7 protein-coding genes and 1 riboswitch are annotated in these 14,602 nt (G+C 34.7%); of the genes, 4 read left to right on the top strand and 3 right to left on the bottom strand.

The window, feature by feature from the left end; all coding sequences use genetic code 11:
- Positions 1-40: 40 nt before the first annotated feature.
- Positions 41-1,909, top strand: coding sequence for a beta-glucoside-specific PTS transporter subunit IIABC (locus SJY24_RS31295; RefSeq protein ID WP_377867492.1), 1,869 nt, complete (start codon positions 41-43; stop codon positions 1,907-1,909).
- 12 nt (positions 1,910-1,921) lie between these two features.
- Positions 1,922-3,340 (top strand): 6-phospho-beta-glucosidase, encoded by a 1,419-nt coding sequence (locus SJY24_RS31290; protein ID WP_000802147.1) that lies wholly within the window; start codon positions 1,922-1,924, stop codon positions 3,338-3,340.
- Positions 3,341-4,370: 1,030 nt separating this feature from the next.
- On the opposite strand, the gene glsA is transcribed toward SJY24_RS31290, so the two are convergent.
- From glsA to brnQ, 3 genes are all read right to left on the bottom strand, one after another.
- Complete coding sequence (gene glsA / locus SJY24_RS31285) at positions 4,371-5,300, bottom strand: glutaminase A (RefSeq protein ID WP_377867491.1); 930 nt, start codon at positions 5,298-5,300, stop codon at positions 4,371-4,373.
- 514 nt (positions 5,301-5,814) lie between these two features.
- A complete protein-coding gene (locus SJY24_RS31280; protein ID WP_377867490.1) occupies positions 5,815-7,272 on the bottom strand; it encodes an alanine/glycine:cation symporter family protein in 1,458 nt (485 codons plus the stop codon).
- Positions 7,273-7,901: 629 nt separating this feature from the next.
- Entirely contained in the window at positions 7,902-9,227 is a 1,326-nt protein-coding gene (brnQ, locus tag SJY24_RS31275) for a branched-chain amino acid transport system II carrier protein (protein ID WP_377867489.1), read from the bottom strand.
- A gap of 683 nt (positions 9,228-9,910) precedes the next feature.
- Between brnQ and SJY24_RS31270 the strand changes: the two genes are divergently transcribed.
- A complete protein-coding gene (locus SJY24_RS31270; protein ID WP_377867488.1) occupies positions 9,911-11,815 on the top strand; it encodes an S-layer homology domain-containing protein in 1,905 nt (634 codons plus the stop codon).
- Between the two features lie 699 nt (positions 11,816-12,514).
- A riboswitch (M-box (ykoK) riboswitch) is annotated at positions 12,515-12,691 on the top strand.
- 211 nt (positions 12,692-12,902) lie between these two features.
- Positions 12,903-14,231, top strand: coding sequence for a magnesium transporter (gene mgtE / locus SJY24_RS31265; RefSeq protein WP_377867487.1), 1,329 nt, complete (start codon positions 12,903-12,905; stop codon positions 14,229-14,231).
- The last annotated feature ends 371 nt before the right edge of the window (positions 14,232-14,602 follow it).

Here is a 14,602-nt window from a genome sequence, read left to right as displayed (position 1 = left end):
GATATATATAATAATTTTCAATAATAAAGGAGTGTGTAGAATGAAATATGAAAAATTATCAAAAAAGATTATACAAGGAATTGGAGGAAAGGAGAATGTCAAAAGCGTTGTCCATTGTGCTACGCGTCTTCGCTTCCAACTAAATAATAAAACGCTTTTAGACAAAGAAAAGTTAGAACATTTAGAAGGGATACTTAGTGTTGTTGAGAGTACAGGACAAATTCAAATTGTAATTGGTTCAAATGTGGCAGATGTGTACAATGATTTAGTTCAAGTAGGAAACTTTAATAGTGGATCTGCTCAATCAAATAATCAACCTAAAGAAAAGGTAAAGCTCACAGCAATGATTTTCGAATTAATCTCTGGTACGTTTACACCACTCTTAGCACCACTTGCTGGAGCTGGGATGTTAAAGGCGATATTAGCAGTATTAGTTATGTTTGATGTTCTTTCTGAAAAAAGTGGTACGTATGGAATCCTAGCAGCAGCAGGAAATGCTATTTTATACTTTTTACCTGTTATGATTGGTATTACTCTTGCTATTAAACTTGGTGCTAATGGATATATGGGTGGAATTATTGGAGCTTCATTATTAGAACCGAATTTTACTAGTCTAATGAGCAATGGAGATACAACTTCATTCTTGGGAATTCCTGTCTTATTAATGGATTATTCTTCAAGTATCGTTCCATCCTTTATTGCTGTACTTATTTATGCACAATTGGAGAAGTTTCTAAAAAAAGTTATCCATAAGGATTTACAATTATTTCTTTCTCCAATGATTTCATTGATTATTATAGTTCCATTAACAGTACTAGCGTTTGGGCCTTTCGGAATTTATGTAGGAAAAATGATTACCTCTAGTATTAACTTTTTAAGTGAACACAGTGGATTACTGACTGGTGCCGTGATTGGAGGTACAATGATTATTTTAGTAGTCTTTGGACTTCATTGGGCACTCATTCCAATGAGTATCGAAAACTTAACGAATGGTGGAGATCCAATAGATCCAATGTGGGCAGCAAGTACATTTGCACAAATGGGAATCGCTTTAGGGATTTTCCTGAAAACGAAAGACAAAAAACTAAAATCTCTAGCAGGATCTACTACAATTACTGGTTTACTTTCTGGTGTAACAGAACCAATTATTTATGGCTTAATTTTAACTCATAAACGTACCCTAGCTTATGTCATTATTGTTGGTGCTATCGGAGGCGCATTTATTGGGTCATTTAAAGCCGAAGCGAAAGCGTTTATGCTGCATAGTATTTTTACACTAGGCGGTTCTACCACTCCATGGTTACCTTACTTTTTCATGATCTTACTTACAGTTGGTGGAGCTACACTGCTTACCTATTTCTTTGGATATGAAGATAAACCTTTAAAACAGAAGGGAAAGATAGAAGGGGAGCCTAAGCAGCTGAGTAATCCTAATAACACGAAAAAAGTATTAAACAAACAAATAATTAACAGTCCATTATCTGGACAAGTCATCCCATTATCAAAAGTAAATGATCAAGTATTTTCATCCGAAGCAATGGGTAAAGGTATAGCCATTGATCCTAATAAGGGTGAGGTGATTTCCCCAGTAAACGGGACTGTGACTACTATGTTTCCAACTGGACATGCAGTGGGAATTACCTCAGATGATGGAATCGAGATTTTAATTCATGTAGGAATTGATACAGTTCAATTAGATGGAAAGTATTACACTAAGCTTGTAGAAACAGGGGATTCAGTGTCGATGGGGCAATCTTTAATTCAATTTGAAATCGATAAAATTAAAGAAGCTGGATATGAAACAACGACACCCATTATTGTGACAAATAGCAATCAATTTCTAGATATTATTCACACGACGAATCAATCCGTCTCAACTAATGCAAATTTATTAACAATAGTTAAATAGGGGGTATTAAATATGAAACCATTCTCTAAACCGTTTCCTGAAAATTTTTTATGGGGTGGAGCAACAGCAGCGAATCAAATTGAAGGGGCTTATAAAGAAGGTGGAAAGGGCCTTTCTACAGCAGATGTACTACCAAATGGTGTATTTAGCCCACCAAATTTCTTACTAAATGGAGATTGCCCTTATCATACTGCAATTGACTATTATCATAACTATAAACAAGATATTGCTCTCTTTGCAGAAATGGGATTTAAATGCTTCCGTATGAGTATAGCATGGACTCGAATTTTTCCAAATGGTGATGAGTCCCAACCAAGTATAGAAGGATTAGCTTTCTATGATCAAGTATTTGCCGAATTGAAAAAATACCACATTGAGCCTATCGTAACAATATCTCATTATGAAATGCCTCTCAATTTAGTGAGAAAATATGGAGGATGGCGAAATCGTAAACTTATTGATTTTTATTTAAATTTTGCTACTACTTTATTTGAACGCTATAAACACGTGAAATATTGGTTGACGTTTAATGAAATTAATTTTGTAATTCATGCTCCTTTTACTGGTGGGGGACTCGAGTTTAAAGATGGGGATCATAGACAAAACATACAGTATCAAGCGGCTCATCATCAATTTATCGCAAGCGCTTTAGCTGTAAAAGCAGGTCATGAAACGATAAAGAATAGTAAGATAGGTTGCATGCTTGCCTATGCGCCAACTTATCCGCATACTTGTAATCCTGAAGATGTATGGAAAGCTATGATGTTAGATCGTGAAACAGTATTCTTTACTGATGTTCAAGTTCGAGGATATTATCCGTCATATACTGAAAAATATTTCGCTGAAAATCAAATACAAATCACAATGGAACCTGGTGATGAGGAAATTCTCTCATCCCATAAAGTAGATTACCTAGGTTTTAGCTACTATAATAGCGGTACGGCATCTGCTTCTCCTGATAAACATGAAACTTCTGCCGGTAACTTACAGGTTGGTGGTGTTAAAAACCCATACCTAAAGGTCTCAGATTGGGGATGGGAAATTGATCCAAAAGGTTTACGCATAGCCTTGAACTTGTTATATGATCGATACCAAATACCTCTATTCATTGTTGAAAATGGTTTTGGAGCAGTAGATGTACTAAATACAGAAGGTACAGTACATGATGATTATAGAATTAATTATTTGAAATCTCATATTAAAGAAATGAAAGAGGCCATCGCTGATGGAGTCGATTTATTAGGTTATACTACATGGGGACCAATTGATTTAGTAAGTGCATCAACAGCAGAAATGAAAAAGCGTTATGGATTCATCTATATAGATAAGGATAATGATGGGAATGGTACCCTAAAACGTTATAGAAAAAAAAGCTTTGCATGGTATAAAAATGTTATTGCCTCTAATGGTGATAATTTGGATTCATTTTGAAATTAATTTTTAACACATTATCCGAAAAAATTCTCTTTCCTCAAGCGTGTACAGGGCGATAGGTGGGAGAAATCTTTCGGTTTGATGCAGCCAAAAAATTTCTGATAAATTAGAAACGGTTCTGTTGTAACGCTTCTTAACACATAAAACGGTGAGGAAATTACAATTGAATTTTATGAAGCCGCTAATAATTTTTGTAATACGCTATACGACGAATAGACGAGGTCTGATTGAAGACCTCGTCTTTGTTTATGTAGTTGGAATCGATAATTAAAGAGTATAAAGAGAAGAAATAAAGTAAAGTTATGAACCACCTAATTAACACATATTACTTCATAATACACTTAATAATTATATAATTTTTATATAGCTATTTAGTTTATCATTTTGCAGTAGGGCGGATTTTGAAAAAGAAAGAAGAAACAAATTATCTGCATGTGTGCTAAGGGACAAAACTACAAAATCCATTAAAATAGAACCATGGCGTTCATTGAAAGAGAAAATGAATGTTTTAGGTTTTACGGACAGTGATACTTTTTAAGTTCAAGTGGTATTATATAATCCGAATAAGGGCAATAAGCAAAAATACAAGCAAGATAATAGGGATCGCGCCACATTGCTATTAAGCTAAGCGTATATAATTTCAGCACCTTTTACAGAATTCGCGATGTGGGAAAGACGATATCGAACTTTAGTCCGCCTTTAGGAATGGGATGAAAGTATCGCTTTTTCATAGAAAAACAGTTGTGTTTTGTTTATACTTGAACGATAGACAAGTAAATAGAAGGTATATTTAAAGAAAGTACCTATACTACTAAAGGTACTTTCTTCATTTTAACGGTAAGAGGACATATTGTATCAATTAGATAATAACTTATGAATGTGAACTATTCACCACATAGCAAAGCTTGAAGTGGGAGCTTCTCAGTTCCACGATGAAAGCAACCTCTCGTCTCCCTGAGAATTACTTCGGTGTGTTCCATCCTAGATGTCCAACGCTTGAGGAAGGAGAATTTTTTCGGGGAATTCGTTAAAACATACTCCAGCCTTTTTGCGCGGAAAGTAGTTCTAGTATTTTTAAACCAGCTATACTATTTCCGTTAGCATCTAGAGCGGGTCCAAAAATACCAATTCCCATTTCTCCTTTTACGCATCCGAATATCCCACCGGCAACCCCACTCTTGGCGGGAATTCCGACGCGAATTGCAAATTCACCAGATTCGTTGTACATGCCGCATGTGACCATAAATGTTTTACAAATTTTTGTTATATGTTTCGGAACGATTTGTTTTTTTCTATATGGATCATATCCATCCATTGCAAAAATCAAACCAATCCGTGCTAAATCAATGCAGTTTACCTCAATTGCACATTGACGTGTATATAAGTCCATTAACGCCTCTACATCGCCATTGATAATGTCATTTTGTTTCATATAGTAGCAAAGAGAACGATTCAAGTAAGCTGTTTCTAATTCAGAGCCGGCTACTTTTGAAGAGTAATTAATCGTAGGATTGTCCGTAATATCACGCACAAAGGAAAGAATCCGTTCCATCTTCTCGTCATTACTATCCCCTGTTAGTATACTTGTAATCGCTAGTGCCCCTGCGTTAATCATTGGATTGAGTGGTTTAGAAGGGTTAGCTGTTTCTAGTTTAATAATAGAATTAAATGGGTCACCAGTTGGCTCCATTCCTACTTTAGAAAATACATACTCTTCGCCACGCTCTAAAAGTGCAAGTGCAAGCGTAATTACTTTTGAAATACTTTGAAGGGTAAAAAGCGTTTGGGAGTTCCCGGCATGGATATAATCGGTTTCTTTATGATAAATTGCAATCCCTAAATCATCTGGATTTGCATTTCTTAATTCTGGGATATAAGTAGCCAGTTTACCTTTTTTTGTATATGATTGTACTTGCTCTAGTAATTGTTCTAGGTTATTTGTTCGAATAGAGTGCATAACTAATACGTCCTTTTCCTTTTTATCTTTTTCCGCCAGAAGACTCTCTCCTTAATTTGTGTGAAGATGTGCTAGCACCAGCAGATAGGTGGGAGATGAATGTCGGTTAGCGTAAGCCAAAATATTTGCCATCATATACTTGTACAGATTGCTCTTTGATAACTGACGATATGAGGTTGGTTGCAGAAAAATCGTTGCAATCGTAAAATCTTCAACGTTCTATCGTCCCACGCTTGCTGAAGTTGCGAAAACCAAGCTAAAGTAGGGAGCGTGGTGAGTCAACGTACAAGATATTTCAGTTCTTACCGTAGGAACTACGGGCAGTGCCTGCTAAAATAACCGGTGGATATATCGGTGTTCGCAGGAATCCCCCACTTCAAACATCTCATTAGAGTGTTAAGTGGGGGTAGTTCAAAGTTGTGTTCATATAATCTGTATTTAATAAACGACCTGAATAAAGGTGTATTTTCGGTATTCTAAAATTGACTCCTCTGTATTTAAGAAAAGATTTTTGTTATCCAATCTTTTCTTTGGTGCTTTCGCTGTTCCAGCATTCAGTATTATTTAAATTAGGAATATTAGTTGCATAGAAAATCGGATCTTTTCCGGCTTTCTTTTGCTTTAAATAATCTTTGAGAGCGGAGAAAGCATATTTTCCAAGGAGGATGATTGCAATTAGGTTGAAAATGGCCATAATCCCCATGAATAAATCTGCAATATCCCACACAATTTGAACCGTTGCTATAGAACCTAGCATTACCATACCAATTACCGAAATACGATATATCAGTAATAATGTCTTACTACCACTTAAGAATTCAATGTTTGTTTCCCCATAGTAATAGTTTCCAACGAGAGAACTAAAAGCAAATAGAAAAATAGCTATTGCTACAAAGGTAGGTGCCCATGGTCCAATATGAGTTTTTAATGCTTCTTGTGTTAATTGAATCCCATTTAGATCTGTAGCATTGTGCATATCGGATAGAAGTATCATAAATGCAGTACAACTACAAATTATTAGTGTATCCGTAAAAACACCAAGTGTTTGAATAAATCCTTGTTTAACAGGATGTGTAACATTGGCAGTCGCAGCTGCGTTTGGCGCACTTCCCATGCCAGCTTCATTTGAAAATAAACCACGCTTTACTCCTAGAAGAATCGCAGCACCAAGCCCTCCGCCTACAACTTCCTTAATACCAAAAGCATGCAGCAAAATTTCTTTGAATAAAATAGGAACTTGCGTAATATTTGTAATAACCACAAATAGTGCAACACCAACATAAAGAATTGCCATAAATGGTACAATCATTTCTGCGACACGAGCAATCCGTTTTACGCCTCCAAAAATGATTAGTGCTATCAAACCTACTAGTATACAGCCGACCATTGTAGGCTCCAGGTTGAATGCGTTTTCAAATGCTAGCGTAACTGTATTCGCTTGAACAGCATTAAACACAAGACCAAAGCAAACTGTAATTAAAATTGAGAAAATAACTCCCATCCAGCGTTTATTTAATCCTTTTTCCATATAGTAAGCTGGACCGCCTCGAAATTTATTTCCATCTTTTACTTTGTATATTTGAGCAAGTGTACTTTCAACAAATGCAGAAGCTCCTCCAATTATTGCGATAAGCCACATCCAAAATATTGCACCGGGCCCGCCCGTGGAAATCGCAATGGCGACACCAGCTAGGTTTCCTGTACCAACGCGAGAAGCTGTACTCATGCAAAATGCTTGAAAAGAAGAAACTCCATTTTTTTCTTTTTGTGCTTTACGAGTTGAGGAACTTGCACCATCACTAAGTAAGCGAATCATTTCACCAACATAGCGAAATTGTACAAACCTTGTCTGAATTGTAAAATAGCATCCAACCCCAATTAAAAGAGCAATTAGGATGTAACCCCATAAAAATTCATTTGTAATTCCAATGAATTTGTGGATGGGAGTGATCACATCTTTAATAAAATCCATATGCTTACTCCTCCTTATTCTAATGAATATATATTTATCTAAAAAGACATGGATTCAGTATGACAAAGAAAATAAGCGGAAACATGATGTGCAAAAATTATTTTATCCTTTTCCGACAGAACACTTACTCCTCAATTTGTGTGAAGGTGTGATAGCACCAGTAGGTAGGTGGGAGATAAATGTCGGATGGCGTAAGTCAAAACGTTTGCGACCATATACTTGTACAGATTGCTCTTTGAAAACTGAAGATATGAGGTTTTCAAAGAAAAATCGTTGCAATCGTCAAATTTTCAACGTTCCATCGTCCCACGCTTGCCGAAGTTGCGAAAACCAAGCTAAAGTAGGAAGCGTGATGAGTCAACGTACAAGGCACTTCAGTTCTTACCGTAGGAACTACGGGCAGAGACTGCTAAGATAACTGGTGGATACATCGATGTTCGCAGGAATCACCCACTTCAAACATTTCGTAAGAGTGTTAAGTGGGGGAGTTCAAAAAAGCTACCATAATGTTATTACCAGGAAAAATTCAATCCCGATACTATTTTCGTTTATATATTTTCTTTTTGTACACGAATCAGACGCCCCTTTAGAGTTACATTGTTCCAGTGATTACAATTGCCTTAATGATTTTAGGTAGCAGAACATTGTTTAGTTCTTCCTGAAATCATCAAACCAATCAAACTACCAAGTAAGGCTATTAAAACCCATCCCATTCCTTCATTATATAGAGGAACGTATTGCATGAAAGTAAGCAACGAGTCACTAGCAAGTTCTGCTGTTTCTAATCCTTGTACTATACTAATCAGTAATGCTCCTAAAACTGATCCAACATAGACAGCCTGCTTATCTTTTATAAATCGATCAAAAAAAGCGAGGATAATTAGCACAATTGCTACAGGATAGATAACAATTAGGATAGGTAGGGAAAGTTTAATTAGCATAGACAAACCAAGGTTTGATACTCCAAAGCTAAATAAGCAAATAATTAAAATGATTTTGTTATAAGAAATCTTTGGAAATAGTGTTGTGAAAAATCTCCCACATGCTGAAACGAGTCCTACAGATGTAGTTAAACATGCGAATAACATTGTAATTCCTAATAAGGAAAGACCATATTGCCCAAATAAATGTTGTACTACATTTGTTAATAACACACTTCCGTTTTCAAATGTGCCAAATGTTTGAGAAGTAGCTCCAATATAAGCAAGTGATATATATATGATAGATAATCCAAGTGCGGCTATAAGCCCTGCTACTATAGTAGATTTAGCAATGGATTTTTTATTTGTAACACCTTTTTCTTTTATAGCGTTAATTACGATAATTCCAAATACGAGAGCAGCAAGGGCATCCATTGTTAAAAACCCTTCAATAAATCCTTTGAAAAAAGGAGCTTCCTGATATGAATCAGAGGGTGTTGAAATAGATCCAACTGGTGAAGAAATTGCTTTAACAATAATAATACTAATCATGATTAGTAACAGTGGGGTTAAATATTTTCCAATTCTATCTACCAATTTAGAGGGATTTAAAGATAGATAATACGTTACAACGAAATATACAAATGTGTATAGGAGTAATATATACCATTGATTTTGCATGGTGTTACTTAAAAAGGGGGCAACTGCCATTTCATATGAAACAGTGCCTGTACGAGGAATGGCGAAAAAAGGGCCAATTGCTAAATAAATGATAAGAGGGATAATAACACCACAGGCGGGGTGAATCCTACTAGCAAGGGTACTAACATTTCCACCAAAAAGGGAAATAGCAGCGATGGCTAGTAATGGGAGTCCAATACTACTCACAACAAATCCCGAAATCGATATCCAAATATTCGATCCAGATGAATATCCTAATAATGGAGGGAATATCATATTACCTGCACCGAAAAATATTGCAAACAGCATAAGTCCAATAGGGATTGTTTCTTTAAAAGTTAACGATTGTTTCATAGAGCACTCTCCTTTTTTGACGAAAAATGTCGAAATTTAAGTTTTTTTCATTATAACATATGAAATTAGAAAATACAGAAAAATAAAAATGAAAAAAATCCCTTTTTTATTTGAAATAAATAAAATGATATAAATACTCAAATTTATTTTGTTATATGTTCTTTGTAGTTCGCAAAGTCAGAAAAAACATACTAATAGAAGAAGTAAAGAAAAAAGAAAAGGGACATGAACAGGAGCAGGCACCGATGGAACGTCCTGTTTATTGATGCCCGCGAGAAAACAGACCTTTCTTGAATAAGTTAATTTTATTTTTAATATATAATTACTATAGATGAATGTTAGGGTTCAAATAACGGACATAATTTCCCCATATTCACTGCATAAAATTTTGTTAAGCTCTGAAATTCAAGAGGTAAATTATTCTTTATCATTGTAGTTCTTTTTTTATACGCTACTCTAAAATGCGTGTAATTATTAGAAATATGAATATGGGAAGAGGAGGGAGAACTGTTATTAAAGATAATTTCCACTTTTATTTATATACAATAATACAGAAATGGTGGTTTTTAGTATAAAATTACAGAATATTGAAATTTTTTCGTTTGTAAATTTGCTAAAACTATTTTAAAAAAGGAGGGGGATTTAACACAGCGCAATACGTGCATAGTGTGTTAAAAATTAATATGAATAAACGACTTTATAACGTCTTAGCAGCGGTCATGGTACTTCAAATAGTAAACATAAACATTCCTACTACTTCGTTTGCAGATTCAGTAGAAAATGTAGTAACGGGAACTAAAATAACGTCTTCTGATATAGAAGCGATAAAGAGTATTGAAGATGATATGAGAGATGAGGATGGAAAAGGGGATAAAATAGATGAAAATGGTGAAATACAAGGAAACTTTATTGTAAATATCCAAAAACAAACTACTTTATATGATTCTCCTAATATACAATCTACTGTTACCAGTGAAATACCTAAACAAATAGCAACAGGAACAAAGAAGAAAGGTGACTGGTATTTTGTTCAAACAAGCTCGGGAGAAGGTTGGATATATAATAGTAATCAAACCTTTATAGAAAGAAATATCTATACTTTACCAAGTGATTCAAGAAAGATAGTAATTAATGAGAAAACAGAAGTTTATTCATCTCCATTTGATGAATTTAAAGAAAATGGTAGTTTAGAACCCCAAACACTAGATGCTATAACACAGGCAGGAGATTGGTTTCAAATACAAACTGATGGTGAAATCAAATGGATAAAGTCGCCTTCTGTAAAATTTAAAGGGTCAAAGCCTTCACTTATTAAACAAAGAGCTACTACTAGTAATATATATGGTGTACCATTTACAGAATGGATTGTTCCAAAAGGTAACGATAATATTCGTCCTGGATATGCGATGAATGCAAAGTATATTACAATTCATGAAACAGATAATGAGAGCCCAGGGGCAGGTGCAAAAAATCACGCACAATATTTATATAATCAAGCAACAGGGAATACAGATCGTGCTGCTTCGTGGCACTTTACAGTGGATGATAAAGAGATTTATCAACATCTACCTTTAGATGAGAACGGTTGGCATGCAGGTGATGGAACGAATGGAACTGGAAATAGACAATCCATTGCAATTGAAATTGCTGTAAATAGTGATGGGAACTATGATAAAGCTGTGGATAACGCTCGTAAATTAACAGCATATTTGATGAGGGAGTTAGATATTACTATAGATCATGTGGTTAAACATCAAAATTGGAGCGGGAAAATTTGTCCATCAAAAATGATTAAAAGAGATGCTTGGAATGATTTCTTAATTGGTACAAAAAACTATTATAACGCTAACAATAAAGATGATATTACCGGTGGTTGGTATGAAAAGGATATTCGTGAATTAGCATCGCAAGGAATTATGGTAGGAGATGGACAAGGTTCATATTGGCCGGATCGTCTTGTTACTCGAGCAGAATTTGCAGCACTTATTACTAGATCCTTAAAGTTGCCTGAGGGTACTTCAAACTTTACGGATCTTAATACGGCACCCCCCTCATTAATAGATGGAATTAATCGTGCAGCAGCAGCTGGAATCATTAGTGGTAGGGGAAATAATATTTTTGCTCCAAATGACACAATTAAGCGTGATGAAGTGGTCATTATGATTGATCGAGCGTTACAGTATAAAAATATTATTGGAAAGCTAGTAGACTTGCCTTTTACTGATCAGAACTTAGCGTATGATAAACAGGCTGTACAACGTGTTTATGGACTAGGGATTGTAAAAGGAAATGAAAAAAACGAATTTATGCCCAAAGGTACAGCCACTCGCGGAGAAGCTGCTGCCTTTCTGAATAGAATGCTACATGTATTAAATAATGATAACAATAATTCAATAGGTGTTGTTACCATAACTGGTTCTGGTGTAAATCTGCGCAAGGGACCTGGGACGACTTATGAAGTAATTCGTAAACTAAATAAAAATGAATCATATTCTGTATATAAGGAACAAAATGGATGGTTAAGTATTGGTGATAATCAATGGTTATTTTATGACCCTAGTTATATCTTTTTTAATAAAAATAAATAAATACTAGAAAAATCGTGTAAAACAGAAAGCATTCTTGTTAGCAAGAATGCTTTCTACTTTTTTGCATTTAAATTTCAAATATTTCGATGAATCCATATGGAAAATCTATATATCATTTTATCTGTATAAACCTTATTTGAAATGAAATACATTAAAAATGTTTGTTTTTTTGTAATTCCTGTTTTAAATCTTGCGAAATCTGTTGAACACTTTCTATATCAGGTTGTGCATAGTAGATACTATACAGGAGCCTCACCTAACAGAGACATATTTTAATTGCACTAATAAGCAAATTATATTTTGCGTGTTTATCTAATGTGAAAATAATGAGTTTAAAATTCATCCCTTTTCAAGATACAGGTTATATCGAAAGTGAGAGGAAATCAAGTTGAAATTTTTGTTATCTATTGGGCGTTTTTTGTTTTTTAAAATTTTTCCGGACAATAATCTTCAATAATAAAGCATCAGGACACGTGTAATAATAAAAAAACAAATTAATTTAATAGTTTATAGTTTATAAAAATTATTGCATAAATTGTAAATTTCGTTGTATAAAAATAAAGTATTATACAGATGTTTATATCTGTGGTTTGGGAATGTTATGATATCAAAAAGTGTAGAAATAGGTTTTTTTATTACTTGACAAGTTCAAAAATAGTGGATATGCTTTAACACGAAACAAATAAAAAATTTTAAATATTTATAACCTGTTAGGTGAGGCTCCTATACAAACACAGGCTATTGCCCAAAAATATCGAAAGATGCCAATGGGTAGAACAGGAATTGTCGGATTAAGGCTCTTCTTAAGATAGCTAAGTGATGAATCATTCATCCTTTACGTTGTATAGTGCCAAAACTCAACTAGGGGGAATGAGCTTTATTTAGCTATGTCTTTTTTAAATCGACCTCCTTTAGTTGAATCACTAGGGGAGGTTTTTTATATGCAAAATTTTATTTGTAATAAATCTCTTATAAAAGGGGGGAAAACTAATGATTGATGATATTGATCCCATATTTATTAAGAAATTTGTTTTCCCAGAAGTGGGAAAATGATAACAAGTACCACTGTCCTTAAGGAGGAATTACAATGAAAAAATGTTTACAACAATTATTAACGACAAAAGACATACACTTAGTGCGAGAGCTTATAAAAACTCAGTCCTATGATATTGCAATGGAAATGAAAGATTTTCATCATAAAGATCAGATATCTTTAATGAAATGTTTTCCTACTGAAAAAGGTGCGAAAATTCTTAGTTACCTTACTCCAGAGGAGCAATATAATATTTGTACCAATTTGCCTTTGGATAAAGGCGAAGAGCTATTAGCAAGGCAATCTATTGATGACCTTGTTGATGTAATTCTTTCAATTCATGCACTTCAGGCTAAAAAGCTGATACAACTTATGTCTGAAGAATCTCAACAAAGAATTAGAAGTCTGCTGGTTTTTCAATCTGGAACAGCGGGCAGTCTGATGACAATTGACTATATTGCCGCCAGGGAAAATTGGAAAGTGAAAGATACGCTGTCGCATATTAGAAAAATTGGGGCAGGGGTAGAATCAATTTCGTATATTTATGTTCTTGATACGCGTGGTCAGCTTAATGGAATTGTTTCTATTCGTGAATTATTGTTAGCTTCAGATGATAAGAATTTATCATCAATAATGGCATCAGATGTCATTTCAGTTTCAGTGGATCTAGACCAACAGGAAGCTGTACAAAAGCTAATGGATTATGATTTATCTGCTATACCTGTAACCACGATAGATAATCGGATGATAGGTATCATAACCTTTGATGATGCAATGGATGTTTTCGAAGAAGAAGCAACTGAAGATATTCAAAAATTAGGAGGGAGCACCCCATTAGATAAGCCATATTTTGAAACCTCTATTTGGCAAATATACCGTAAACGTATAGGTTGGTTATTACTTCTGTTTGTAGCGGAAGCATATACTGGTTCTGTACTTCGACATTATGAAGAAACTTTGACTCATGTAGTAGCACTGGCTTTCTTTATTCCATTGTTAATTGGAACTGGTGGAAATACAGGTACACAGGTCGTAACTACATTGGTTCGTGCTGTAGCTCTAAATGAGGTGAAATTTAAAGATATATTTCGTGTTATGAAAAAAGAAGCATTAGTAGGTATTTTACTTGGGCTTACATTAGCCGTGGCGGCATTAATTCGTGCGTACACTTTAGGCGTAGGTACAGAAGTCGCACAAGTTGTAGCTATAACTGGATTATTCATTGTTATTTGGTCGTCTATTGTTTCATCTGTATTACCCTTGATTCTAAATAAGTTAAAGTTGGATCCAGCTGTTATTTCAGGTCCGTTCATTACGACATTAGTCGATGGGACGGGGTTAATTCTGTACTTTACCATTGCAAAGATGTTATTAGGCTTATAAAAAATTTATACTAAGTTTTTATACCTAGGTTCGTTCCCTTGACACTCCCACGGCTAAAGCCACAAGCTGACTAATGTCAGTGGGATTCTTGCTACCAAAGGCGAAGTCTATTTCTAGTATCGCTGACGTGTAAGATTGCTGTGTGCCATCACTACTCCGTATCCAGTGCATATAGCAAATACGGCACTCGTTCTATTACCAAACGAGTCAGATTGTGAGTTCTCAAATGTGTTTTAGCGTCTTGTGCTTGACGACTCAATACATTTTACGGAGTAGAAGAATTTGTTACTCCAACCTCATATGTTTTCAGTTTTCAGAGAACAAGATTGTTTTAGAGACTTTTACTTGTCTATTATGAAAATTATACCATT

It is taken from the genome of Bacillus sp. R86525 (assembly GCF_042466195.1).
Lineage (GTDB): Bacteria > Bacillota > Bacilli > Bacillales > Bacillaceae_G > Bacillus_A > Bacillus_A nitratireducens.
The sequence above is the reverse complement of the archived record's forward strand: the minus strand, read 5'-3'. Positions and strand labels throughout refer to the sequence as shown.

Bases quoted from the DNA above. Each gene is read 5' to 3' on its own strand.
- SJY24_RS31270 (WP_377867488.1), top strand. From the start codon at position 9,911: ATGAATAAACGACTTTATAACGTCTTAGCAGCGGTCATGGTACTTCAA.
- glsA (WP_377867491.1), bottom strand. From the start codon at position 5,300: ATGCACTCTATTCGAACAAATAACCTAGAACAATTACTAGAGCAAGTA.
- brnQ (WP_377867489.1), bottom strand. From the start codon at position 9,227: ATGAAACAATCGTTAACTTTTAAAGAAACAATCCCTATTGGACTTATG.
- SJY24_RS31290 (WP_000802147.1), top strand. From the start codon at position 1,922: ATGAAACCATTCTCTAAACCGTTTCCTGAAAATTTTTTATGGGGTGGA.
- SJY24_RS31295 (WP_377867492.1), top strand. From the start codon at position 41: ATGAAATATGAAAAATTATCAAAAAAGATTATACAAGGAATTGGAGGA.
- SJY24_RS31280 (WP_377867490.1), bottom strand. From the start codon at position 7,272: ATGGATTTTATTAAAGATGTGATCACTCCCATCCACAAATTCATTGGA.
- mgtE (WP_377867487.1), top strand. From the start codon at position 12,903: ATGAAAAAATGTTTACAACAATTATTAACGACAAAAGACATACACTTA.